At 63.3% G+C, this 19,601-nt stretch carries 21 protein-coding genes; 13 read left to right on the plus strand and 8 right to left on the minus strand.

Annotation, left to right across the window (positions count from 1 at the left end; translation table 11 throughout):
- Positions 1-2: 2 nt before the first annotated feature.
- Positions 3-1,310, minus strand: coding sequence for a family 1 glycosylhydrolase (locus C2862_RS13490; protein WP_136220649.1), 1,308 nt, complete (start codon positions 1,308-1,310; stop codon positions 3-5).
- Positions 1,311-1,391: 81 nt separating this feature from the next.
- A complete protein-coding gene (locus C2862_RS13495) occupies positions 1,392-2,297 on the minus strand; it encodes a LysR substrate-binding domain-containing protein (RefSeq protein WP_136220650.1) in 906 nt (301 codons plus the stop codon).
- A 100-nt stretch (positions 2,298-2,397) separates the two neighbouring features.
- Here C2862_RS13495 and C2862_RS13500 point away from each other — a divergent pair, with 100 nt between their 5' ends.
- The 4 genes from C2862_RS13500 (at position 2,398) to C2862_RS13515 (ending at position 6,582) form a co-directional block, all read left to right on the plus strand.
- Positions 2,398-3,486 carry a tartrate dehydrogenase gene (locus C2862_RS13500; protein ID WP_136220651.1) on the plus strand — a complete coding sequence of 363 codons (1,089 nt, stop codon included), beginning with the start codon at positions 2,398-2,400 and terminating at the stop codon, positions 3,484-3,486.
- Positions 3,487-3,614: 128 nt separating this feature from the next.
- On the plus strand, positions 3,615-4,241 hold the full coding sequence (locus C2862_RS13505) for a head GIN domain-containing protein (RefSeq protein WP_136220652.1): 627 nt from the start codon (positions 3,615-3,617) through the stop codon (positions 4,239-4,241).
- A 157-nt stretch (positions 4,242-4,398) separates the two neighbouring features.
- Positions 4,399-5,616: a DUF4382 domain-containing protein gene (locus C2862_RS13510; protein WP_136220653.1), complete on the plus strand. Its 1,218-nt coding sequence runs from the start codon at positions 4,399-4,401 to the stop codon at positions 5,614-5,616.
- An 81-nt stretch (positions 5,617-5,697) separates the two neighbouring features.
- Positions 5,698-6,582: a dienelactone hydrolase family protein gene (locus tag C2862_RS13515; protein WP_136220654.1), complete on the plus strand. Its 885-nt coding sequence runs from the start codon at positions 5,698-5,700 to the stop codon at positions 6,580-6,582.
- A gap of 70 nt (positions 6,583-6,652) precedes the next feature.
- Here C2862_RS13515 and C2862_RS25735 read toward each other — a convergent pair whose 3' ends face one another.
- Positions 6,653-6,793: a hypothetical protein gene (locus C2862_RS25735; RefSeq protein WP_229467437.1), complete on the minus strand. Its 141-nt coding sequence runs from the start codon at positions 6,791-6,793 to the stop codon at positions 6,653-6,655.
- On the opposite strand from C2862_RS25735, the gene C2862_RS13520 reads away from it, so the two are divergent.
- The 4 genes from C2862_RS13520 (at position 6,756) to C2862_RS13535 (ending at position 10,571) form a co-directional block, all read left to right on the plus strand.
- Positions 6,756-7,427, plus strand: a complete 672-nt coding sequence (locus C2862_RS13520) for a ZIP family metal transporter (RefSeq protein WP_229467424.1) — start codon at positions 6,756-6,758, stop codon at positions 7,425-7,427. The genes C2862_RS25735 and C2862_RS13520 overlap by 38 nt on opposite strands.
- 28 nt (positions 7,428-7,455) lie before the next feature.
- Positions 7,456-7,986 carry a putative glycolipid-binding domain-containing protein gene (locus C2862_RS13525; RefSeq protein WP_136220656.1) on the plus strand — a complete coding sequence of 177 codons (531 nt, stop codon included), beginning with the start codon at positions 7,456-7,458 and terminating at the stop codon, positions 7,984-7,986.
- Positions 7,987-8,106: 120 nt separating this feature from the next.
- Positions 8,107-10,194: a TonB-dependent receptor domain-containing protein gene (locus C2862_RS13530; protein ID WP_136220657.1), complete on the plus strand. Its 2,088-nt coding sequence runs from the start codon at positions 8,107-8,109 to the stop codon at positions 10,192-10,194.
- Positions 10,194-10,571, plus strand: a complete 378-nt coding sequence (locus C2862_RS13535; protein WP_168710060.1) for a MerC domain-containing protein — start codon at positions 10,194-10,196, stop codon at positions 10,569-10,571. Before C2862_RS13530 ends, C2862_RS13535 begins: the two co-directional genes overlap by 1 nt.
- Here the strand turns inward: C2862_RS13535 and C2862_RS13540 are convergent.
- Positions 10,568-11,953 carry a PLP-dependent aminotransferase family protein gene (locus C2862_RS13540; protein WP_136220813.1) on the minus strand — a complete coding sequence of 462 codons (1,386 nt, stop codon included), beginning with the start codon at positions 11,951-11,953 and terminating at the stop codon, positions 10,568-10,570. The genes C2862_RS13535 and C2862_RS13540 overlap by 4 nt on opposite strands.
- Positions 11,954-12,095: 142 nt before the next feature.
- Here C2862_RS13540 and C2862_RS13545 point away from each other — a divergent pair, with 142 nt between their 5' ends.
- Positions 12,096-12,329, plus strand: a complete 234-nt coding sequence (locus C2862_RS13545) for a hypothetical protein (RefSeq protein ID WP_136220659.1) — start codon at positions 12,096-12,098, stop codon at positions 12,327-12,329.
- A gap of 576 nt (positions 12,330-12,905) precedes the next feature.
- Here C2862_RS13545 and C2862_RS13555 read toward each other — a convergent pair.
- Positions 12,906-13,760: a helix-turn-helix domain-containing protein gene (locus C2862_RS13555; protein ID WP_136220661.1), complete on the minus strand. Its 855-nt coding sequence runs from the start codon at positions 13,758-13,760 to the stop codon at positions 12,906-12,908.
- Between the two features lie 226 nt (positions 13,761-13,986).
- On the opposite strand from C2862_RS13555, the gene C2862_RS13560 reads away from it, so the two are divergent.
- The 4 genes from C2862_RS13560 (at position 13,987) to C2862_RS13575 (ending at position 17,881) form a co-directional block, all read left to right on the plus strand.
- Positions 13,987-14,859: a fumarylacetoacetate hydrolase family protein gene (locus tag C2862_RS13560; RefSeq protein ID WP_136220662.1), complete on the plus strand. Its 873-nt coding sequence runs from the start codon at positions 13,987-13,989 to the stop codon at positions 14,857-14,859.
- A gap of 9 nt (positions 14,860-14,868) precedes the next feature.
- The gene (locus C2862_RS13565; protein ID WP_136220663.1) at positions 14,869-15,654 is read left to right on the plus strand and encodes an alpha/beta fold hydrolase; all 786 of its coding nucleotides are present in this window, start codon (positions 14,869-14,871) and stop codon (positions 15,652-15,654) included.
- Positions 15,655-15,682: 28 nt separating this feature from the next.
- On the plus strand, positions 15,683-17,017 hold the full coding sequence (locus C2862_RS13570; RefSeq protein ID WP_136220664.1) for an amidohydrolase family protein: 1,335 nt from the start codon (positions 15,683-15,685) through the stop codon (positions 17,015-17,017).
- A gap of 87 nt (positions 17,018-17,104) precedes the next feature.
- On the plus strand, positions 17,105-17,881 hold the full coding sequence (locus C2862_RS13575) for a hypothetical protein (RefSeq protein ID WP_136220665.1): 777 nt from the start codon (positions 17,105-17,107) through the stop codon (positions 17,879-17,881).
- A gap of 147 nt (positions 17,882-18,028) precedes the next feature.
- Here C2862_RS13575 and C2862_RS13580 read toward each other — a convergent pair whose 3' ends face one another.
- The 3 genes from C2862_RS13580 to C2862_RS13590 form a co-directional block, all read right to left on the minus strand.
- Positions 18,029-18,478: a carboxymuconolactone decarboxylase family protein gene (locus C2862_RS13580; RefSeq protein WP_136220666.1), complete on the minus strand. Its 450-nt coding sequence runs from the start codon at positions 18,476-18,478 to the stop codon at positions 18,029-18,031.
- A 122-nt stretch (positions 18,479-18,600) separates the two neighbouring features.
- A complete protein-coding gene (locus tag C2862_RS25980) occupies positions 18,601-19,161 on the minus strand; it encodes a septal ring lytic transglycosylase RlpA family protein (protein WP_136220667.1) in 561 nt (186 codons plus the stop codon).
- Positions 19,162-19,230: 69 nt separating this feature from the next.
- Complete coding sequence (locus C2862_RS13590; protein WP_136220668.1) at positions 19,231-19,599, minus strand: Fur family transcriptional regulator; 369 nt, start codon at positions 19,597-19,599, stop codon at positions 19,231-19,233.
- Positions 19,600-19,601 lie beyond the last annotated feature (2 nt).

Here is a 19,601-nt window from a genome sequence, read left to right on the forward strand (position 1 = left end):
CCTTATTCGGTATTCCTCGGCGCGCCGGTGGCCGCAGTCGATTCCTGCGCAGGTGGCGGCACCGACGCGTCGATGCCGGGATAGTCCTGGCTCAGCGCGATCGGCACCTGCAGGCAGACGCTCTGGGTCGGCAGGACTTCGGTCCAGTCGCGGATCAGCTCGCGGTAGGCCTGCCCGACCGGACGCAGATTGCGATCGAGATCCGCCAGGCCGAGGGCGTTGACGCGCCCATTGTTCTCGCGCAGGCCCGTGTCCCAGTCCACCTGGTCGGTCAGCGAATACCAGGTGAAGCCGACGATGGGCACGCCGTTGTTACGCACGCGGAGCACGTTGGCCCATTCTTTTCTCAGCCAGCGCACCGCCTCGTCGCCGCACGGTCCCTGGCACAGGTTCGTCTCGGTGTGCATCACGGGCAGGCGGTAGCGGTTGTAGTACTGGTGCGTGATGACGGCGTAGCCGAAGATCTCGCCGGACGCCTTGGTCGTGCCGTCGGCCGCCACGTGGTGCTCGTTGGTCTGGTAGTAATCGTTCCCCATCATGCAGTGGTGCTTCAGGTTGTTATTCAAGAAGAAGTGGTACTCGTCGCGCGTCATGCCGTTGTCGAGCAGGTACTCGTACATGGTGGAGTCGACGCGGCGGCCGTAGTTCAGGTCGAGCGACAGGAAGCGGCGCGCGTTCATCGTCTCCGCCGGGCCGATCGCCTTCGGGTTCTGGGCGTGAAAATACTCGGACGATTCGCTCTGGATGAACAGCGCATCCGGGCGCACCTGCAGGATGGCGCGCATGGCGAGCAGGTTGGCTTTCACGATGTGTTTTAAGGCCGTCACAAAGGCCCGGTCGTCGCGCAGCTGCTCGTTCCACCAGCCGTAGAGGGCGGAAAACAGCGCGCAGATCGACATCTCGTTGACCGGGGTGTAGAGCTGGATCCAGGGATAGCGCTCGGCGAAGGCACGCGCGTAGTCGGCGAAGAGGGCGGGGAAGTCCGGATTCTGGAAGTCGCCGAGGAAGTCGGGGAGGCCGAAATGGCAGAGGTCGACGATGGCCACCAGGTTCCGTTTATGCAGCTCGGGGAAGACTTCGTCGGCAAACGACCAGTCGTAGCGCCGCGCGCCGAGCAGGGTGGTGTGCAGCGGCGGGCCGTAGCGCAGGAAGCGGATGCCGATCTCTTCGACCAGGTCGAAGTCGCGCCGCCAGTGACGGTAGTGGCCGCATTTTTCCATCTCGTCCATGCGGACCCGGCCGCCTTCGATGGTCGGGATGCTGTTTTCTATGCCGGTGGCAAAAATGAATCCGGTTTGACTCGAGACCATGTGCGGCCTCCTTCACCGAAGACGGCTAAAACAGCACTATGAACCGGCGCCGCGTTTGGCCGCGCACGGGATACGCAAAGCTCAGCCTTCCTGGCGCGGCAACGCCAGCTGCGCTTCAAGGAATTCCACGCAGACGCGCAGCCTGGCCGATCCCGCCAGGCGCTGCGGATACACCGCCCACACGTTCGCCTCCTGCGTGTACTCGGGCAGCACGACGACGAGCTGGCCGGCATCGAGGTAGGGTTGCGCATCCCAGCGCGAGCGCAGCACGATGCCGGCGCCGTCGAGCGCCCAGCGCAGCGCGATCTCGCCATGGTTGGTCGAGAGTGCGCCCGACACCTTGACGGTTTCCTCGCCGTTTTTCCCGCGCAGGCGCCAGACACCGAAGGGGTGATCGCGCTCCTTGATCGGCAGGCATTGGTGGCCGGCCAGGTCCTGCAAATTCCTCGGCGTGCCGTGGCGCGCCAGGTAGGCGGGGGAGGCGCACAGGATGCGGCCGTTCGTGCGCAGGCGCCGCGCGATCAGCTGCGGCGGGATCTCGTCGCCCACGCGCACGTCGAGATCGAAACCTTCGGCGACGATGTCGACCAGGCGGTCGAAGACTTCGAAGCGGATCTGCAGGCCGGGATAGCTTGCGGCCAGTTGCGCGATCGCCGGCGCCACCAGGTTGCGTCCGAAGCCGAAGCTGCTGCAGATGCGCAGCTGGCCGCTCGGTTCGCGCCGTCCCTCTGCCAGCTCGTCGACCAGGTCGTCCAGCTGCGCGAGGATGGCCTGGGCCCGCGCATAGACCTGCTCGCCCTCGAGGGTGACGACGACGCGGCGCGTGGTGCGCTGGAACAGGCGCACGCCGAGGATGCCTTCCAATACGCCGATGCGCTTGCTCACGTAGGCCGGCGACATGCCGAGCTCCTCGGCCGCCGCCGCGAAGCTGCCCTTGCGTACCACGGTGGCGAAGACGTGCAAGTCCTCGTTCTGCAGATTATTCACGGATCGTTTCCTTTAGCTTCACACTAACAAGGATTATAAACGCTCCGTAATGCGTTATCCTGACGTTCATCCGCTTACCATCCCTATCCAGGAGAGAGACATGAAAACCCACAAGATCGCCGTGATCGCCGGTGACGGCATCGGCAAGGAAGTGATGCCGGAAGGCCTGCGCGCCCTGGAGGCGACCGCCAAGCGCTTCGACATCAAGCTCGAGTTCACGACCTTCGAATGGGCCGATTGCGACTACTACCTCCAGCACGGCAAGATGATGCCGGACGACTGGAAGGAGCAGCTGTCCGGCTTCGAGGCGATCTACTTTGGCGCCGTCGGCTGGCCCGACAAGGTGCCCGACCACATCTCGCTGTGGGGTTCGCTCTTGAAATTCCGCCGCGAGTTCGACCAGTACGTGAACCTGCGTCCGGTGCGCCTGATGCCGGGCGTGCCGTGCCCGCTGGCGAACAAGAAGCCGGGCGACATCGATTTCTATGTGGTGCGCGAAAACACCGAAGGCGAGTACTCCTCGGTAGGCGGCCGCATGTTCGAAGGCACCGAGCGCGAACTGGTGCTGCAGGAAGCCGTGTTCACGCGCCATGGCACCGACCGTATCCTGAAGTATGCCTTCGACCTGGCCCAGCGCCGTCCTAAGAAACACCTGACCGCCGCCACCAAGTCGAACGGCATCGCGATCTCGATGCCTTACTGGGACGAGCGCGTGGCCGCCATGGGCGAGCAGTACGGCGACGTCAAGTGGGACAAGTACCACGTCGACATCCTGGCTGCCCGCTTCGTGCTCTCGCCCGAGCGCTTCGACGTGGTCGTCGCCTCGAACCTGTTCGGCGACATCCTGTCCGACCTCGGCCCGGCCTGCGCCGGCACGATCGGCATCGCGCCGTCGGCCAACCTGAATCCGGACCGCACTTTCCCTTCGCTGTTCGAGCCGGTCCACGGTTCCGCGCCCGACATCTACGGCAAGAACATCGCCAATCCGATCGCGATGATCTGGTCCGGCGCGATGATGTTCGAGTTCCTGGGGCAGGGCGATCCGAAATACACGCAGGCCCACGACGCCATCGTGCGCGCCATGGAAACCTGCCTCACCGAAGGCCCGCGCACGCCGGACATGGGCGGCACGGCCAACACGACGCAAGTCGGCGAAGCGATCGCGGAGTACCTGCGCACGCAGGCCTGATCGCTGGCAGCTAACCGGATGCGCCTGCGCGGCGCATCCGGCGAATCGTGCAGTTCGTCGCAAAATAGGTGCTTGGCGACAATGCCCGATCTAGAATGATTTCACTTCAATAAGAAAGGGAAATCATCATGCGCCGTCTTCCACTCGTCCTCGCTCTCTCCCTCATCGCAACCGCCGCTTCGGCCGCCGACCAGGTGCGCAACGCCGCGCCGTTTACCTCGATCAGCGTGCAGGGCCCGATCAGCGTCACCGTCGACGCCAGCAACACCAAGCAGTCGCTGCTGGTACGCGGCGACAACGCCTTCCTCAACGAAGTAACGACCGAGGTCGTGAACGGCGAGCTGCGCGTGCGCATGCGCGACAAGAAGATCAACAACGTCAACGGCGACCAGCGCATCGTCGTCGCCATGCCCCAGCTGCGCGCCTTCAACGCCGAAGGCGCGGGCGAAATCAAGCTGAACAACGTGCGCGGCGAACGCCTCGACGTCAACTACCGCGGCGCCGGCAGCATGGCGATCAACGGCCAGGTCAAGCTGTTCAAGATGAGCGCCGAAGGCGTGGGCGAAGTCGACACCAAGGCCCTGGCCGCCAACGACGTCGACATCCGCTTCCAGGGCATCGGCGACGTCAAGGTGTATGCCAAGGACCGGCTGGACGTGAAGGTGCAGGGCATGGGCAGCCTCACCTATTACGGCAAGCCGCGTACGGTCAACAAGTCGGTGCAGGGACTCGGCTCGGTCAAGGCCGGGGACTGAAGCATGCCACGCAATGTAAAGTTGCGTAAAGACAACGTAAAGATGTTTCAGTTGTAATGAAACGTTTCAGTGTACGGTGTGTAACACAAATGTTGCCGTATGGAATGTTATTGTCCTTTCAGCGCCGTTTAGGCGAGTCTTTTTTGAAAGGTATTCCATGCGTTCGACTTCCCTCCGTACCCCTCTTATTCTTGGCGGCCTCGCCGTCGCGGCAAGCCTGAGCGCCTGCGGCGGCGGTGGAGGAGGCGGAGGCGGCACGCCGGCGGCAACGCCGAGCTCGACCCTGGGTACCCTGTCGGTGGCCATGACCGACGCCCCGGCCTGCGGCTTCGACGCCGTCAACGTCACCGTCGCCAAGGTCCGCGTCAACAAGAGCGCGACCGCCAGCGAGACCGATTCCGGCTGGACCGACATCACCCTGGCCGCGCCGAAGAAGGTCAACCTGCTCGATCTCACCAACGGCGTGCTCGAAACCCTAGGCCAAACCTCGCTCGAAGCCGGCCAGTACAACCAGATCCGCCTGGTGCTGGACGGCGGCGCGAACGCCAACACCGTCGTGCCGAGCGCGACCAAGACCGAGCAGGCGCTCGAGACCCCCAGCGCGCTCCAGAGCGGCATCAAACTGGTGGGTAACTTCACGGTGGAAGCGGGCGCCAAGTCGGACGTCGTGATCGACTTCGACGCCTGCAAGTCGGTGGTCGCACGCGGCAAGAGCGCCTATGCCCTGAAGCCGGTGGTGAAAATGATCCCGGCCGCCATCAACGGCATCTCCGGCTTCGTCGCGCCGGCACTGCTGGCCAACGGCGTGACCGTCTCGGCCCAGCAGAACGGCAACATCGTCAGTGCCACTACCCCGAACGCGAGCACCGGCGAATTCCTGCTCTCGCGCCTCGCACCGGGCAACTACGACGTCGTCATCACCGCCAACAACAGCGCCGCCGTCGTCGTCGGTGCCGTGCCGGTCGCGTCGACCACCAGCAACACGGCCCTGAGCACCGCGGCCGCCCCGATCACGCTGGCTGCCAGCACCACCGGTTCGATCGGCGGCACGGTCACCATGACCCCGCCGAGCACCACCGAAGCAGCCTACGTCGCCGCCAAACAGTCCTTCGCCTCGGGTCCGACCGTGACCATCAAGTACCAGGGCGCGGACCTGGCGACCGGCGCCTACACCATCGCCAACCTGCCGGTCGCGGCGCCGCAGTACGCCGTCTACAGCGCGACGCTGCCTTTGAGCTTCGCGGCCAGCGCAGGCCTCAGCGCCGGCAGCTACCGCGTCGACGCCTCGGCCACCGGCTACACGGCCAAGTCAGTCGATGGCGTGAACATCGCCACCGCCAACGCCACCGGCGTGAACTTCACCCTGACGCCGTAATCTGCAGCGTCGCGCGCATGCGCATCCCTCCGTGTCGCTGTAAGATAGCCAATCTTACAACCAAGCACCGGAGGGATGCACATGAAGGATCTCGTACAAGACGGCGACAGCCTGGTGGGCGCCAGCACCTTTGAAGAGGGCGTCGATCGCCGCGTGTTCCTGAAAGCGGCCGTCGGCAGCGGGTTTGCTGCCGCGACCCTGCCTGTAGCAGCGCAAACCCTGATCAAGACCGACATCACCGGCCTCTCCACAGGCGACCACCTGATCGTCATCAACGGCCAGGAAGTGCCGGTCTACCGCGCCCAGCCCGAGGGCAAGACCAATCCTCCGATCATCCTCGTCATCTCCGAAATCTTCGGCGTCCATGAACACATCAAGGACGTCGCGCGCCGCTTCGCCAAGCAGGGTTACATGGCCGTGGCGCCCGATCTGTTCGTGCGCGCGGGCGACGCCGGCAGTGTGCCCAACATCGCCGACCTGATGAAGGACATCGTGGGTAAAACCCCGGATGCGCAGGTCATGTCGGACCTCGACACCGTCGTCAACTGGGCCGCGCAGCGCGGCGGCGATACCGAGCGTCTCGGCATCACGGGCTTCTGCTGGGGCGGGCGCATCACCTGGCTGTACGCGGCGCACAACCCGAAAGTGAAGGCCGGCGTGGCCTGGTACGGCCGCCTGGTGGGCGACGCGACGGCCAATTCGCCGAAGCACCCGGTCGACATCGCACAGAACCTCAAGACGCCGGTGCTCGGCCTGTACGGTGGCAAGGACACCGGCATCCCGCTCGATACGGTGAACCGCATGAAGGCGGAACTCGCCAAGGGCAACAGCAAGTCGGAGTTCGTGGTCTATCCGGATGCGGGCCACGCCTTCCACGCGGACTACCGTCCAAGCTTCAACGAGGCCGATGCGAAGGATGGCTGGCGCCGCGCATTGGACTGGTTCCGCAAACACGGCGTGGTCTGATTTGAAGCGCTCGCAAGCCGGGAGCGGTACAATGCCCGGCTTGCCATAAGCAAGTCCAGAACAAGAGGCTTCAAATCGACCCGATTCTCGTATCCATCCTGCTGGCGACCCTGATCGCCGGCGTCGTCAGCATCTCGGCCGCCGCGGTATTTTCGTTCACGCTGCTCTCCAAAATGGTGGAGCGGCTGGTCAGCCTGTCGGTCGGCATCATGCTTTCGACCTCGTTCCTGCACGCGCTGCCCGAAGCCTTCGCGTCCGGGACCGACATCTATAAACTGTTCGCGACCCTGTTGGCGGGCCTGTTCGCCTTCTTCCTGCTCGAGAAGCTGGCGCTGCTACGCCACTCGCACCACCACGAGGGCGACGGCCACCACCACGCGCACGGGCACGACGCGCACGCGGCGGGTAAATCGGGCTGGATGATCCTGGTCGGCGACGGCATGCACAACTTCACGGACGGGATCCTGATCGCGGCCGCCTTCCTCGCCAACCCGGAGCTGGGCCTGGTCACGGCACTCGCCATCGTCGCCCACGAGATCCCGACCGAGATCGGCGACTTCATCGTCCTCCTGAACGCCGGCTTCTCGCGCATGCGCGCCTACATCTTCAACCTGCTGTGCAGCCTGTTGTCGGTGGCGGGCGGCCTGCTTGGCTACTACACGCTGGACCGCGTCACCGGCCTGATTCCCTACGTGCTGGTGTTCGCTTCCTCGGGTTTTATTTACATCGCCGTGAGCGATTTGATGCCGCAGATGCAGCGCCGCGCAACCGTCAAGGAATCGATTCCGCAGGTGCTGCTGATCGGGCTCGGCGTCATCATTGTCCTGTTCCTGACGGCGCGCTGATCGTAGCGAGTCGGCGTATCATCGGCGCATGGAGACATGCCGCTGGATACCCGAGGCCGGAAACGGAACCGAACACCTCACGCTGCGCAGCGATGGCGCCGGCCTGTTTGCGCAAGGCGCGGTGATCGGTGACGACTTCGGCGCGTTCTACACCATCCGTTGCGACAGCGCCTGGCGCGTGCGTCATGCCCTCGTCGAGGTGGCCGGCGGCGCGCGCCTCGAACTCCATGCCGACGGCGCCGGCCATTGGCAGGACGGGCAGGGCGTATCCATTCCCGCGCTGGCCGGCTGTATCGATATCGACCTCACCGCCAGCTGCTTCACCAACACCCTGCCGATCCGGCGCCTGGGCGCCGCGCTCGCCTCGCGCCAGGAGATCCTCGTGGCCTGGGTTCATCTTCCTGCCTTGACCGTCGAACCGGCGCGCCAGGCCTATACCCGGCTCGGCCCGCACCTGGTCCGCTTCGAAAGCCTCGGCAGCGGCTTCATGGCCGACCTGACGGTCGACGACGAAGGACTCGTCGTCGATTATCCCGGCCTGTTCCACGGCACCGATTGAGAGGCCGCGCCCCGTTCACGCCGCCGGTTGAGCTTTTAATGATAATGACTTATCATTACCGAAAGAGGCGAGCCCATCCGGACGCCTGCGCACGCTCAATCATCTGAAAGGAAGCAGTCCATGTCCCACCCGACCTGTCACCGTACCCCGCTCGCCCTGGCGATCCTGCTTGCCTTCGGCGCACAATCTGGCGCCTACGCCCAGAGCGGGGCAGAGCGCCTGCATGCCGATCCGGACAGCATCCCGACGGTGGTGGTCTCGGCCAGCGCGCTGGGCGTGCTGGGCGACGACATGATCACGCCGGTGACTTCGCTCGGCGGCGGCGCCCTGGTGCGCGCCCGCGAATCGACGCTGGGCGAGACCCTGGCCAACCAGCCCGGCATCAGCTCGAGCCACTTCGGCGCCGGCGCCAGCCGTCCGGTGATCCGCGGCATGGACGGCCCGCGCGTCAAGATCCTGTCGGACGGCGCGGAGATCCAGGACGCCTCGACCATCAGCCCCGACCACGCCGTCGGCTTCGAGCCGGTCCTGGCCGAGCGCATCGAGGTGCTGCGCGGCCCGTCGGCGCTGGCCTACGGCGGCGGCGCCGTGGGCGGCGTCGTCAACATCCTCGACCGCAAGATCCCGACCGCGATGCCGGAGAAAGCAGTAGAAGGCAGCGCCGAACTGCGCGCCAACTCGGCGGCGCGCGAGAAGACCGGCGCGGTCGAAGTCACGGGCGGCGCCGGCAATGTCGCCATCCACATCGAAGGCGTCAAACGCAATGCCGATGCCTACCGCGTGGGCGAAGGCTGGAGCGAAGGCCGCAAGGTGGGCGGCAGTTTCAAGGACAGCGAGTCCGGCACGGTTGGCCTTTCCTGGATAGGCACACGCGGCTACCTGGGCGCGGCCTATACCAAGGAGCGTACCGAATACGGCATCCCAGGCCACAATCATGAATTCGGCAGCTGCCACCCGCACGGCGACCACCTGCATTGCGGCGGCCACGAGGATCACGAGGACCACGAGCACGAGCACGAGCATGATGAGCATGGCGCCGAAGACGTCCCGGTGGTAAAGCTCGACAGCGACCGCTGGGATGTGCGCGGCGAGTACCGCAATCCGCTGGCCGGTTTCACCAAGGCCCGCCTGCGCGCCTCCTTCACCGATTACCGCCACGACGAACTCGAAGACGGCGTCATCGCCACCAGCTTCTTCAACAAGGCGCACGATGCGCGTGTCGAACTCGAACACGTACCCGTGGGCGGCTGGCGCGGCGTGCTCGGCCTGCAGACCACGCGGCGCGATTTTAGTACCGAAGGCGAGGAGGCCTACGTGCCGCCGACCGTCACCACCAAGCACGCGCTGTTCGCCACCGAGGAATACAAGATGGGCGACTGGCGCTTCGAAGCGGGCCTGCGCCACGAGCGCCAGAAGGTCGACGTCGACAGTCCCACCCAGCGCGACAGCAAATCCAGCGGCACCTCGCTCGCCGCCGGCGCCGTGTGGAAGTTCGCGCCCGAGTACTCGCTGCGCGCATCGGTCGCACGCAGTCACCGCCTGCCGAGCGCCGAGGAACTGTACGCCGGCGGCGTGCACCTGGCCACCGCGACCTACGAGATCGGCAACCAGGACCTGAGCAAGGAAACCTCGAACAACCTCGATCTCACGCTGCGCAAGTTTGCCGGTGACACGACCTTCTCGCTGAGCGCCTACCGCAACCGCGTCGATAACTACATTTACGCCCACACGCTGGACAGCCATGAAGGCTTCCAGCTGGTCGAATACGCCCAGCGTGACGCCGTCTTCACGGGCCTGGAAGGGGAGGTGCGCCAGAAGCTCTCGCCGATGTTCGACGTCACCCTGTTCGGCGATCTGGTACGCGCCCGCTTCGATGACGGCGAGGGTAATCGACATATTCCGCGCATTCCGGCGCACCGCATCGGTGTACGCCTGAACGCGGACTGGCAGGCCTGGCACGGCATGGTTGAACTGTCGCGGGTCGGCACGCAGGACCGGGTCGCGGACTTCGAAAGCCCGACCGGCGGCTACACCATGATCAACCTCGGCACGCACTACACGACCCGCATCGGCGGCGTGCCGGCCCAGCTCTACGCGCGCATCAACAACCTGACGGACGAACTGGCCTTCAGCCATACTTCCTTCATCAAGGCGGCCGCGCCGCTGCCTGGCCGTAACCTCACGGCAGGCGTGCGCTTCGTCTTCTGATGAAAAAGCTGATCCGCCTGGCCGACTACGCGGGCATCGCCGCCTCGGCTTTGTGCCTGGTGCACTGCCTGGCGATGCCACTGCTGCTGGCCGTGTTTCCGCTATTGGGACTCGGCGGTGAGCATCACGGCCTGCACGACGCGCTGCTGCTGGGCGTGACCGTACCGGTACTGCTGGCGCTGGTGCCCGGCTGGCTGGCGCACCGCGATCCGGCGCCGCTGCTGCTGGGGTTCGCAGGCCTGGGCGCCTTCCTGGTGGCGGTGCTGTTCGTCGGCCCGGCTTTCGGGCAGGGCGCGGAGACGGCGTTGGCGGTGGGCAGCAGCGTGCTGCTGATCGCGGCGCACCGGCGCAATCACCGCTTCTGCAAGACCTGTTAAACCACGGCGGCGCTGAACGGCTCGGGCCTGCGCGCAAGCAGATCGGAGAGCCGTTGAAGGCCCGCCTGCAGGCGTCCACGGTCCTGGATACTCCCCAGCGAGATCCGGATCGCATTCACGGATTCGCCATCCGTTGTGGCGAATGCCTCCGCCGGCGTGACCGCGATGCCGTAGCTGGCGGCGGCACCCGCAAGCTGCGCGGAGTGCCAGTACGCCGGCAACGCGAGCCATACGTGCAGGCCGTCGCCAGCGCCGCCATACCTCCCCGCAAGGATGTCCCGCGCCATCCGGTGGCGCAGGCGCGTTTCCTTGCCTACGCCCGCCAATAAGCCGCCAGCCGAACCGTCGAGGATCCACTGCGTGGCCAGTGCGGCGCTCAAGGGAGCGGCCATCAGCGCAAACGACCTGAGCGCGACCAGGAAACGTTCGCGTTCCTGCGGGTCGCGCAGGAGCACGAAGGCGACACGCAAGCCGGGCGTCAGGCATTTCGACAGGGTCGAGATGTAGACCGCCTGTTCCGGGGCAAGCGCGGCAATCGGTGGTGGGGGAGCATCGGCCAGGAGCCAGTAGGGATCGTCCTCGACGATGCGCACCTTGCAGCGCTGCGCGATGGCGGCGAGCTCCTTGCGCCGGCCTTCCGGCATGGTGATGGCGGTCGGGTTCTGCAAGGTCGGATTCAGGTAGACCAGCCCGGGCTGGTGCCGGCGGCACGCTTCCTCGAGCATCGCGGGCACCATTCCATTCTCGTCCGCTGCCACCGCGACAATGCGCCGGCCGAACTGGGTCGCCGCGGCACGCAGGCCGGGATACGTCATCGGCTCGGCCAGGATCACGTCGCCAGGCTCCGTCAGCGCCAGGATCAAGGCGGCGATCGCCGCTTGCGCACCCGGACAGACAAGGACCTGCCCGGGATCCAGCTGCCCGAACATCGGTGCGAGCCATGCGGCGCCAGCCTTGCGGTCGGCGTCGGAACCCCCGCCCAGGTGGTAGGTCATCAGCGATGCGTTATCCGCCCGCATCAGTACCTGGGACAGGCCTTGTTTCAGCATGTCGTCGAAATCCACGCCATCCGGCGGTGGCGGGGTATTCATGCTCAGGTCGAGAATGGGGCTCAACTCGACTTTCGGCGCCGCGACATACGTTCCTCGCGCGCCGCGGCCCTCCAGCAAGTTGCGGCGCCTGGCTTCGTCGTAGGCGCGCGTGACCGTCGTCAGGTCGACGTCCAGCTGTGCCGCCAGCTGCCGCTGCGGAGGCAGGCGGTCGCCCGGTTTCAGCGATCCATCCGCCACCGCCGCCTGCAGGGCATCCGCAATCTGCAGGAAACGCGGCCCTTTGTTGCCGGCCAATCGCGGCAACCAGATGGGCAGAGTGCGATCTTGTATGGTTTTCAACTGGGACAATTTGTCTCCATGTATGGATTTTGCTTTTGCGTAGAATGCCTTAGAACGAGCAGCAAGACCATCGTTGCATGGCCGCTCTATCTCTCATCCGCATCCGGCAAATCACCTGGAAATACTCAAGATCATGGAATGGTTCCCCGTAGTCGCCGTTACGTTCAAGGTTCTCGTGCTAGGCATCGGCATGTTCTTTGCCATCAAGTGGCATTACGACCAGGGGAAGAAGGGGAGGGTGAAGGAGCGGCAGGAGGTGCTGCGCGCGGCCGGCAAGGTGGCCGTCATCTTCGTGCTGGCGCTCGTGGTCCTGGTGTTCCTGACCTTTGCTCTTGGCAGGAAGCTCGGGATGGATTTGAGCTTCTGATGATGGCAAAGATAGGTTGCCAAGACGTTTGACGAGGGGGAGGTGGCTGCTTTCGGCCGGTTGGAGACCTGTTGTAGCGTCCGCCATCGACCCACTGCAGCCGTTCATGTTGCCGATAAGAGTGCTGGATCGAACCAAACGTCCTCGTGCCCATCTGCGATCTGAAATCTGTACCCCGGCGGCAGTGACAAGTAGGGCTCGACCGATGGCAGGTATTCAGCGATGTGCTCGACATGAAGCGACTGATAAAAGTCGGGATCGACCGACGCCTCCCCACCAGCCCAGATAAACCACCTGCACGTTCCCTCAACGCGAATCCTTAACCCATTAATCGGGATCGCTCCACTCGTCAAGAGTGCGATGCCAAGCTTCTCGCCTGCACTTGGCGGCTCAGCTGCTACGCCGAGTCTGACACACACTTCCTGTTGAGTTTCCACGAGACTCCTATCAAGGCTAAATCATTAAATCAGGTACGGTAAACGGCCGCTTCTGGCCGGTTGCAGACCTATCGTAGCGTCCGCTTGCGACCCAAAGCAGACATGCCAGCTTACCACTTGTGGTCAAGGTGCGAACGCGCTATACCGCCAGCCCGGTTACCGTCGACGGCACGGCCCCCGTGGCGGCCTTGCGGAAAGTCGAGGGCGACACGCCCGTGTGTTCCTTGAAAAAGCGCGAGAAGTTGCTCGGCGCGGAGAAACCGAGATCGAGTGCGACGTCGGTCAGTGATTCGCGTTCGCAAATGAGGCGGCGCATGGCTTCTTCCACTCTGACCGCACTCCAGAATACCTGCGGCGTCGTATTGAGCTGGTCGCGAAATAGCGTGAAGAGATGCGCCCGCGACAGGCCGACGCGCGCCGCGATTTCGTCAATTGCGAATTTTTCGCTGACGTGCGTGCGCATGAGCCCAACTGCGGCCCGCAGGCGATGATCCAGCAGAGGAGGAAGAAGACGCTTAGCATCGGCCGCCTGTGCGGCAATGACCGCGTCGATGGCAGCAATGATGAGTTGTTCCACCAGTTCGTCGAGCGTTTTCTGCGTTTCATTTCCCGAAAATATCAGGTCGAGCACCTGCCAGCATGCCTGCCGCAAGGCGGCGTCGATCGGGATTCGGGACGATGGGAAAACAAAGGGCCTGCCGGTTGCCCGGCGGCGCTCGTTTAACCATGTTCGCGAGATCATGAACACCAGAAAGACGGCCGGGCCGCTATCGTCCAGCAACACCATGTCATGCGATTCGTTGGCGTTCGTGCCCAGGCCGGTGTTCTCGTCGTACTGTACGGTTTCGGTCCCGACGGTCGCTTTTGCTTTGGCGCCGCCCAGCCAGAAAACGATCTGCGATTCGGAATGCGAGTGCGCGACCAGATCGCTGCTGGCCTCCAGCACAATTGCTTGGCCGAACGCTCCTTCGCGGAATGCGTATGCCTCTGCCATTGAATGTCTCCTTGCCGGTCTTTCCGGTCATTTTGTAGCTCGATTTTAGTCGTGCCGATGGTAATGACGGGCATTCATTGAAAATATATCAGACGCATTGATAAGCCTCCGAACACAGTGATAAGCCTGCTCATTCGGCGATAAGCGCTCTTTCCTCACCCTTCCTACACTTTCCCCGGTCCCCTGCTGCGCATGAGGCGGAGCAGAACACCCTTCGGAGGAAAAGATGCAAATCGCAACATACCAATTGGACGGTCGCCGTTTTGTCGGGCTCGTCAGTGATGATCAACAGTCGGTCACTCCGCTGAACCTGCCGCAGAGCGTGGCTGTTACCGGCGCCCTGGCCGTGATCGAATTGCTGGAAAAAGGCGAAGCGCTGCCGGCGGCTGCGGGTCCGGCACTCCCGCTGGCCTCGGTCCGGCTCGAAGCGCCGTTGCCTCGGCCGCGCCGTAATCTCTGGTGCGTCGGGCGCAACTACCATGCCCACGCCAAGGAATTGCAGACCTCGGTGTTCAAGGACAACGACGCTAACCCGGAATCCTGGCCGATCGTCTTCACCAAAGTGCCGGAATGCGTCGTCGGCCCCTACGACGACATCAGCCTGCCGGGCGCGGCGATCTCCGAGCAGATCGACTATGAAGCCGAACTGGCGGTCGTTATCGGCAAGGGCGGAAAGAACATCAGCCGCGACAGCGCAATGGAACATGTGTTCGGCTATACCGTGGTCAACGACATCACCGCACGTGACGTCCAGATGCGCCACCAGCAGTGGGACATGGGCAAATCCTTCGACACCTTCTGCCCGATGGGACCGTGGATCGTCACCGCCGACCAGCTTGACGGTACCCGCACCCGCGTACGCTGCTGGGTCAACGGCGAGCTGCGCCAGGACGGACCGACCGAAAACCTGATCTTCGATATCCCGACCCTGATCGAAACCATCTCGCGCGGCATCACCCTCTACCCGGGCGACGTGATCGCGACCGGCACGCCGGCTGGCGTTGGCCTTGGCATGAAGCCCCCGCGCTTCCTGGGCGCCGGGGACGTGGTCAAGATCAAGATCGACGGCATCGGCACGATCGAAAACAAGTTCGCGTAAGGAGCGGCCATGAGTACTCACTTCATTGAAGGATTGGCCGTCGAAGTCGAAGGCGAAGGTCCAGCCGTCGTCTGCGTTCACGGCTTGGGCGGCACCAGCAACACCTGGACGCCGCTGATGCCGGCCCTGCAGGGCCACAGGATCATCCGCATCGATTTGCCGGGCTCCGGCCGTTCCGTTCGCTACACAGCGGAACTCAGCATCAAGGACATGGTGGATGCAGTGGAAACCGTGTGTCGCCACCTGGATGTGAGCGAAGCCGTCTTCCTCGGCCATTCGATGGGCACCATCGTCTGCCAGCACATCGCGACCCGTAAGCCGTCGCTGGTGAAGTCGCTTGCCTTGTTCGGGCCACTCCTGTGCCCCCCGAATGCGGGGCGTCCCGGCATCCTGGCCCGCGCCGACAAGGCTGCCACTGGCGGCAGCGCCGCAATGCAGGAGATCGCCGATGCCATCGTGGCCGGCGCCACCTCGCGCGAAACGAAGGAAACCCAGCCTGCCGTGCTGGCCCTGGTACGTGAAAGCGTGATGCGCCAGACGCCGGAAGGGTATGGGCAAAGCTGCATTGCACTGGCCCGTGCGCAGGCTGCTGCAGTCGAGGAAATTGCAGTGCCCACGCTGCTCGTCACCGGAGATCAGGATGGGGTTGCACCGGTAGCCGCCGTCGAAGCCATGGCCGCGCGCATCGCTGGAAGTCGGGTAGCCGTGCTCGCGGGTTGCGGCCACTGGACCACCTTTGAGCGGCCGATGGAATGCACACAGGAGCTGAATCAGTTTTTACGTCCGGCCAACTAGGGCCATTCGAGGAATCGAGGAGACAGACATGAAAAAGACAGCAATCACCAACGTTGCGATTTTCGATGGCAGCGGTGGCGCGGTATTCAAGGGCGAAGTCCTCGTAGAAGGAAACCGCATCGTCGAAGTCGCACGCTTTCCAAACAAGACCAGCGGACAAGCGGACCAGATTATCGACGGCAAGGGAAAATTCCTGATGCCGGGCATGACCGAAGCCCATACACACTTTTCCTGGAATGACCAGCCGACGCTTGCTGCCATCCAGATGATGCCGCCCGAAGAGCACATTCTCTGGTGCGTCGAAGTCGCCAAGCGTTACCTCGACATGGGATGGACGTCGGCCATCGGCGCCGCCGCCGCCAAGGCACGCCTGGATGTGGTACTGCGTAATGCCATCAGCGCCGGACAATGCGTCGGCCCGCGCTACCTGGCCGGCAGCCAGGAAATCACGACCCTCGGCGGGCTGGGCGACAACTCACTGCCTCACCTGCCGTTCCAGGAGCTCAGCTTCGGGCACATCGTCAGCGGGCCGGAGGAGGTGCGCAAGGCCGTGCGCATGTTCTGCAAATATGGCGTCGACCATTTGAAGATCAATCTGTCGGGTGAATACATTGCCGGTATTCCCGCAGAACTTTCTCCCATCTCCGAGGAAGAAATCGCGATGCTCACGACCGAGGCTCGGCGTTACGGCAAACGGGTTGCAGCACACGCGCGCTCGAGCGAATCGGTCAAGCAGTGCGTACGCCATGGCATCGAAATGGTGTTCCATGCCAGTTTCGCCGATGAAGAAGCGCTCGACATGTTGGAGGCCAATAAAGACAAGCACTTCGTTGCCCCGGGCATCGGCTGGCTGGTACGGACCAGTTTCCACGCCTCCGAATATGGCATCACGCCTGCCGTCGCCGAGAAGATGGGCTACAAGCGGGAGCTGGAAGCCGCCTCCGAATCTCTGAGCAAGATGCACAGGCGCGGCATTCGCGTGCTGCCCGGCGGCGACTACGGATTCGCTTGGATGCCGCACGGGACCAATGCCAACGACCTGCAGTATTTCGTCGACTACATCGGCATGACCCCGACCGAAGCGCTGGTTTCCGCAACGCGGCTGGGCGGCGAGATCATGATGCGCGGCCATGAACTCGGCCAGATCAAGCCCGGCTACCTCGCTGACCTAGTGATGGTCGATGGCGATCCCCTGCAGGACCTGAGCATCCTGACGGAGCCGTCTCGTATTGCCATGGTGATGCAGGACGGCACCGTGCATAAACAGTTGCGCGACCCGGCTCCAGCCGACGCTGCCCTTCACCTGCCTCAGAGCGAGAATCCCTTGCTTGACCGGGGTGTGCAGGAAGCTGTGCCGGCGTAATCGTTTTTGCCCGGGACTGTATCGCAGCCCGGGCCATCGACATCACAACACAGGCCGGCCGACAGGCCGAGCCAAAATGGAGACAATATGAGTACGATGCGTTATGCGGCGTGCGCCGCAATCGCCGCCTGCCTGCTGGGCGGAGCAGGAACGGTCGCGGCAGCCGACTTCCAGGTGGCCAGCGTCAGTGCGCTTTATACCAAGGACGCCAAGGCCGACCCGGTGCTGGGCACCGGTACTGACAACGAACACCTGTCCACCTACCAGTTCGAATATTTCGGCGGTTTCAAGTACGGCGACGTCTACGTCGACGCTGAAGTATTCCACGGCAAGAATGTTGGTGGGGCCGGCGCTGGTTCGTTCGCCGGGAACAGCAGTTTTCAGCAGCTGATGGTTTTCAATCCACGTTTAAGTCTTGGAAAATTAAGTGGTCGCGACTTATCCTTCGGACCAATCAGCGATATTTCGCTGATTGCCCGCTATGAGCGCGCTAGCTATGCTGACTTCCGTTCCTATAACCATGGTGTCTCGTTCAACTTCAAGGTACCGGGCTTCGCTTACTTTGAATCAGGCATACTGCGCCGGAACACGAATTTCTATCATGGCAAGTGGCTTTGGCGCTCCGTCTTGATGTCGAGCGCGCTCCCCGTTGGCAGTCAGAAGTTTCACTTCAATTTGCTGTCGCTCGTCAACGGTACTGGCGCCAACGGTACCGAAGTCTTCCTGAGACCTGAGCTGTTGTGGGAGCTTGATGACAAAGGTGCTTGGCAGTTGGGCTTGCGCGCTGAAATGCATCGCTACAAGGTCAACGGTCAGAACTACTCCCGACATTCGCCAAGCTTAATGTTGAAGTGGACCATGTAACATCCGAGTAGATCAGCACAGCAGCGGAAATCCATGGCCTAAGCTAAATCTCACGGTTATGGATGTCCGCTCCTGGGCCCGACAGCAGACCTATCGTAGCGTGCGCCAACAACCACGGCAGACATGAAATCACGCCCAAACTGGCTTTCAGCTCCTTGCGCGAGGCTTCAAGCGGAAGCTGACACCGAGCCGGTTGATCGCGTTCATGGCCGCAATGGTCAAGGTCAAGTCCACCAGGTCCTTCTCGCCGAACACGGCCAGCGCGGCCGCGTAGGCGTCGTCGGATGCGTGCGTTTCGCTCACGCGTGTGACTTCCTCCGACCATGCCAGCGCGGCACGCTCCTGCTCGGTGAACAGATGCGCGGCTTCGTGCCAGACCGGAACCAGCACGGCCTTGTCGACCGATACCCCCTCCTTGATCAGGTCGCGGGTGTGGATGTCGATGCAATGCGCGCATCCGTTGATCTGCGATACACGCAGGAAGACAAGGTGAATGAGCGTGCTGGGCAGCTTCGTGTCGTTGACGACATAGTGATGCAGGACGCCGATTGCCTTTGCGCCCTCGGGGGAGACGGCAAACCAGTTTGCGCGATTCATGGTGTTCAATCCTTTCACGTTGCGACGGGCAGGAGTGCCCTATCCCAGCTGAAGACGGTTGACACCCGCGCGTTGTGACACTCACGCCCCAGGCGGGGCGTGTCTCAAAGGCGCAAGGGCCTTTATGGCAGGACGACTTGGATCTCCACCAACGCACTGCCTTTCGCCGCATAGCCGAGCTTGGCTGCGGCCGCGTACGATAGATCAATGATCCTGTCAGAGAGGAACGGGCCGCGGTCGTTCACGCGAACGATGAGGGTTCGACCGTTCTCGACGTTGGTCACCCTGACATAAGAGGGGATGGGAAGGATCGGATGCGCAGCCGTGAGCTTCATCACGTCATAGAGTTCACCACTTGCCGTCGGCGCCCCGTGGTAACGGGTTCCGTACCAGCTTGCCATGCCACGCGCCTGGTAGGGCATTAACTTGTTCATCGGCCGGTAGCTATTTCCCATAGCAACATAAGGCTTGAGCGTACCGGAGACAAGCCGCTCTGCCCTGGGTACTGGCTCCTTGACTGCATCGATCTGCGCCTGCGTGATGCCTTTTGGTGGACCATCGTTGAGGTAATAGCGCCCACCCGCTTTCGTTGGCTGAACCTTTGGTGTCGAACAGGCTGCAAGGGACAGCGCCAACATAGCTACCAGCCCTGGTCTTGAACAGATACGTAAAATGCTTCTCATTGTTGCTTTCCACACGTTTTCATCGCGGCCGACGTGCCAAGCCAGGAATCTTGCCAAACGAATTAAACTTCAGCGGCAGTGACTGCACACCCCATAGAGGGTCAGCTCGTGCGATTCGAGGACGAAGCCCTCGGGCGTCAGCTTCTGCATGTCTCCGGGGCAGGCATGCACCTCATACACCCGGTCGCAGCTGCGGCAGTGAAAGTGATGGTGATGCCCGTGGCCGGCCACTTCGTAGCGGTCGCCGCCGCCCGGCAGCGAGACGGTCGTGATGTCGCCCGCTTCCAGCATGGCCTTGATGTTGCGGTAGATGGTGGCCATGCCGATGCCCGGCACCACGCCTTGCGCGTGTTCCAGGATTTCCTGCGGGGAGAGCGGGCGTCCGGCGTCGGCGATGCAGTGCTGGATGGCCGTGCGCTGCTTGGTATTGCGTTCCATGA

The sequence above is a fragment of the Massilia sp. Mn16-1_5 genome (assembly GCF_004798585.1).
Classification (GTDB): Bacteria; Pseudomonadota; Gammaproteobacteria; order Burkholderiales; family Burkholderiaceae_D; genus Telluria.

Excerpts from the sequence above, each read along its gene's own strand:
- C2862_RS13490 (WP_136220649.1), bottom strand. The coding sequence starts at position 1,310 with ATGGTCTCGAGTCAAACCGGATTCATTTTTGCCACCGGCATAGAAAAC.
- C2862_RS13500 (WP_136220651.1), top strand. The coding sequence starts at position 2,398 with ATGAAAACCCACAAGATCGCCGTGATCGCCGGTGACGGCATCGGCAAG.
- C2862_RS13505 (WP_136220652.1), top strand. The coding sequence starts at position 3,615 with ATGCGCCGTCTTCCACTCGTCCTCGCTCTCTCCCTCATCGCAACCGCC.
- C2862_RS13510 (WP_136220653.1), top strand. The coding sequence starts at position 4,399 with ATGCGTTCGACTTCCCTCCGTACCCCTCTTATTCTTGGCGGCCTCGCC.
- C2862_RS13515 (WP_136220654.1), top strand. The coding sequence starts at position 5,698 with ATGAAGGATCTCGTACAAGACGGCGACAGCCTGGTGGGCGCCAGCACC.
- C2862_RS13520 (WP_229467424.1), top strand. The coding sequence starts at position 6,756 with ATGGTGGAGCGGCTGGTCAGCCTGTCGGTCGGCATCATGCTTTCGACC.
- C2862_RS25735 (WP_229467437.1), bottom strand. The coding sequence starts at position 6,793 with ATGATGCCGACCGACAGGCTGACCAGCCGCTCCACCATTTTGGAGAGC.
- C2862_RS13525 (WP_136220656.1), top strand. The coding sequence starts at position 7,456 with ATGGAGACATGCCGCTGGATACCCGAGGCCGGAAACGGAACCGAACAC.
- C2862_RS13530 (WP_136220657.1), top strand. The coding sequence starts at position 8,107 with ATGTCCCACCCGACCTGTCACCGTACCCCGCTCGCCCTGGCGATCCTG.
- C2862_RS13535 (WP_168710060.1), top strand. The coding sequence starts at position 10,194 with ATGAAAAAGCTGATCCGCCTGGCCGACTACGCGGGCATCGCCGCCTCG.
- C2862_RS13545 (WP_136220659.1), top strand. The coding sequence starts at position 12,096 with ATGGAATGGTTCCCCGTAGTCGCCGTTACGTTCAAGGTTCTCGTGCTA.
- C2862_RS13555 (WP_136220661.1), bottom strand. The coding sequence starts at position 13,760 with ATGGCAGAGGCATACGCATTCCGCGAAGGAGCGTTCGGCCAAGCAATT.
- C2862_RS13560 (WP_136220662.1), top strand. The coding sequence starts at position 13,987 with ATGCAAATCGCAACATACCAATTGGACGGTCGCCGTTTTGTCGGGCTC.
- C2862_RS13565 (WP_136220663.1), top strand. The coding sequence starts at position 14,869 with ATGAGTACTCACTTCATTGAAGGATTGGCCGTCGAAGTCGAAGGCGAA.
- C2862_RS13570 (WP_136220664.1), top strand. The coding sequence starts at position 15,683 with ATGAAAAAGACAGCAATCACCAACGTTGCGATTTTCGATGGCAGCGGT.
- C2862_RS13575 (WP_136220665.1), top strand. The coding sequence starts at position 17,105 with ATGAGTACGATGCGTTATGCGGCGTGCGCCGCAATCGCCGCCTGCCTG.
- C2862_RS13580 (WP_136220666.1), bottom strand. The coding sequence starts at position 18,478 with ATGAATCGCGCAAACTGGTTTGCCGTCTCCCCCGAGGGCGCAAAGGCA.
- C2862_RS25980 (WP_136220667.1), bottom strand. The coding sequence starts at position 19,161 with ATGAGAAGCATTTTACGTATCTGTTCAAGACCAGGGCTGGTAGCTATG.
- C2862_RS13590 (WP_136220668.1), bottom strand. The coding sequence starts at position 19,599 with ATGGAACGCAATACCAAGCAGCGCACGGCCATCCAGCACTGCATCGCC.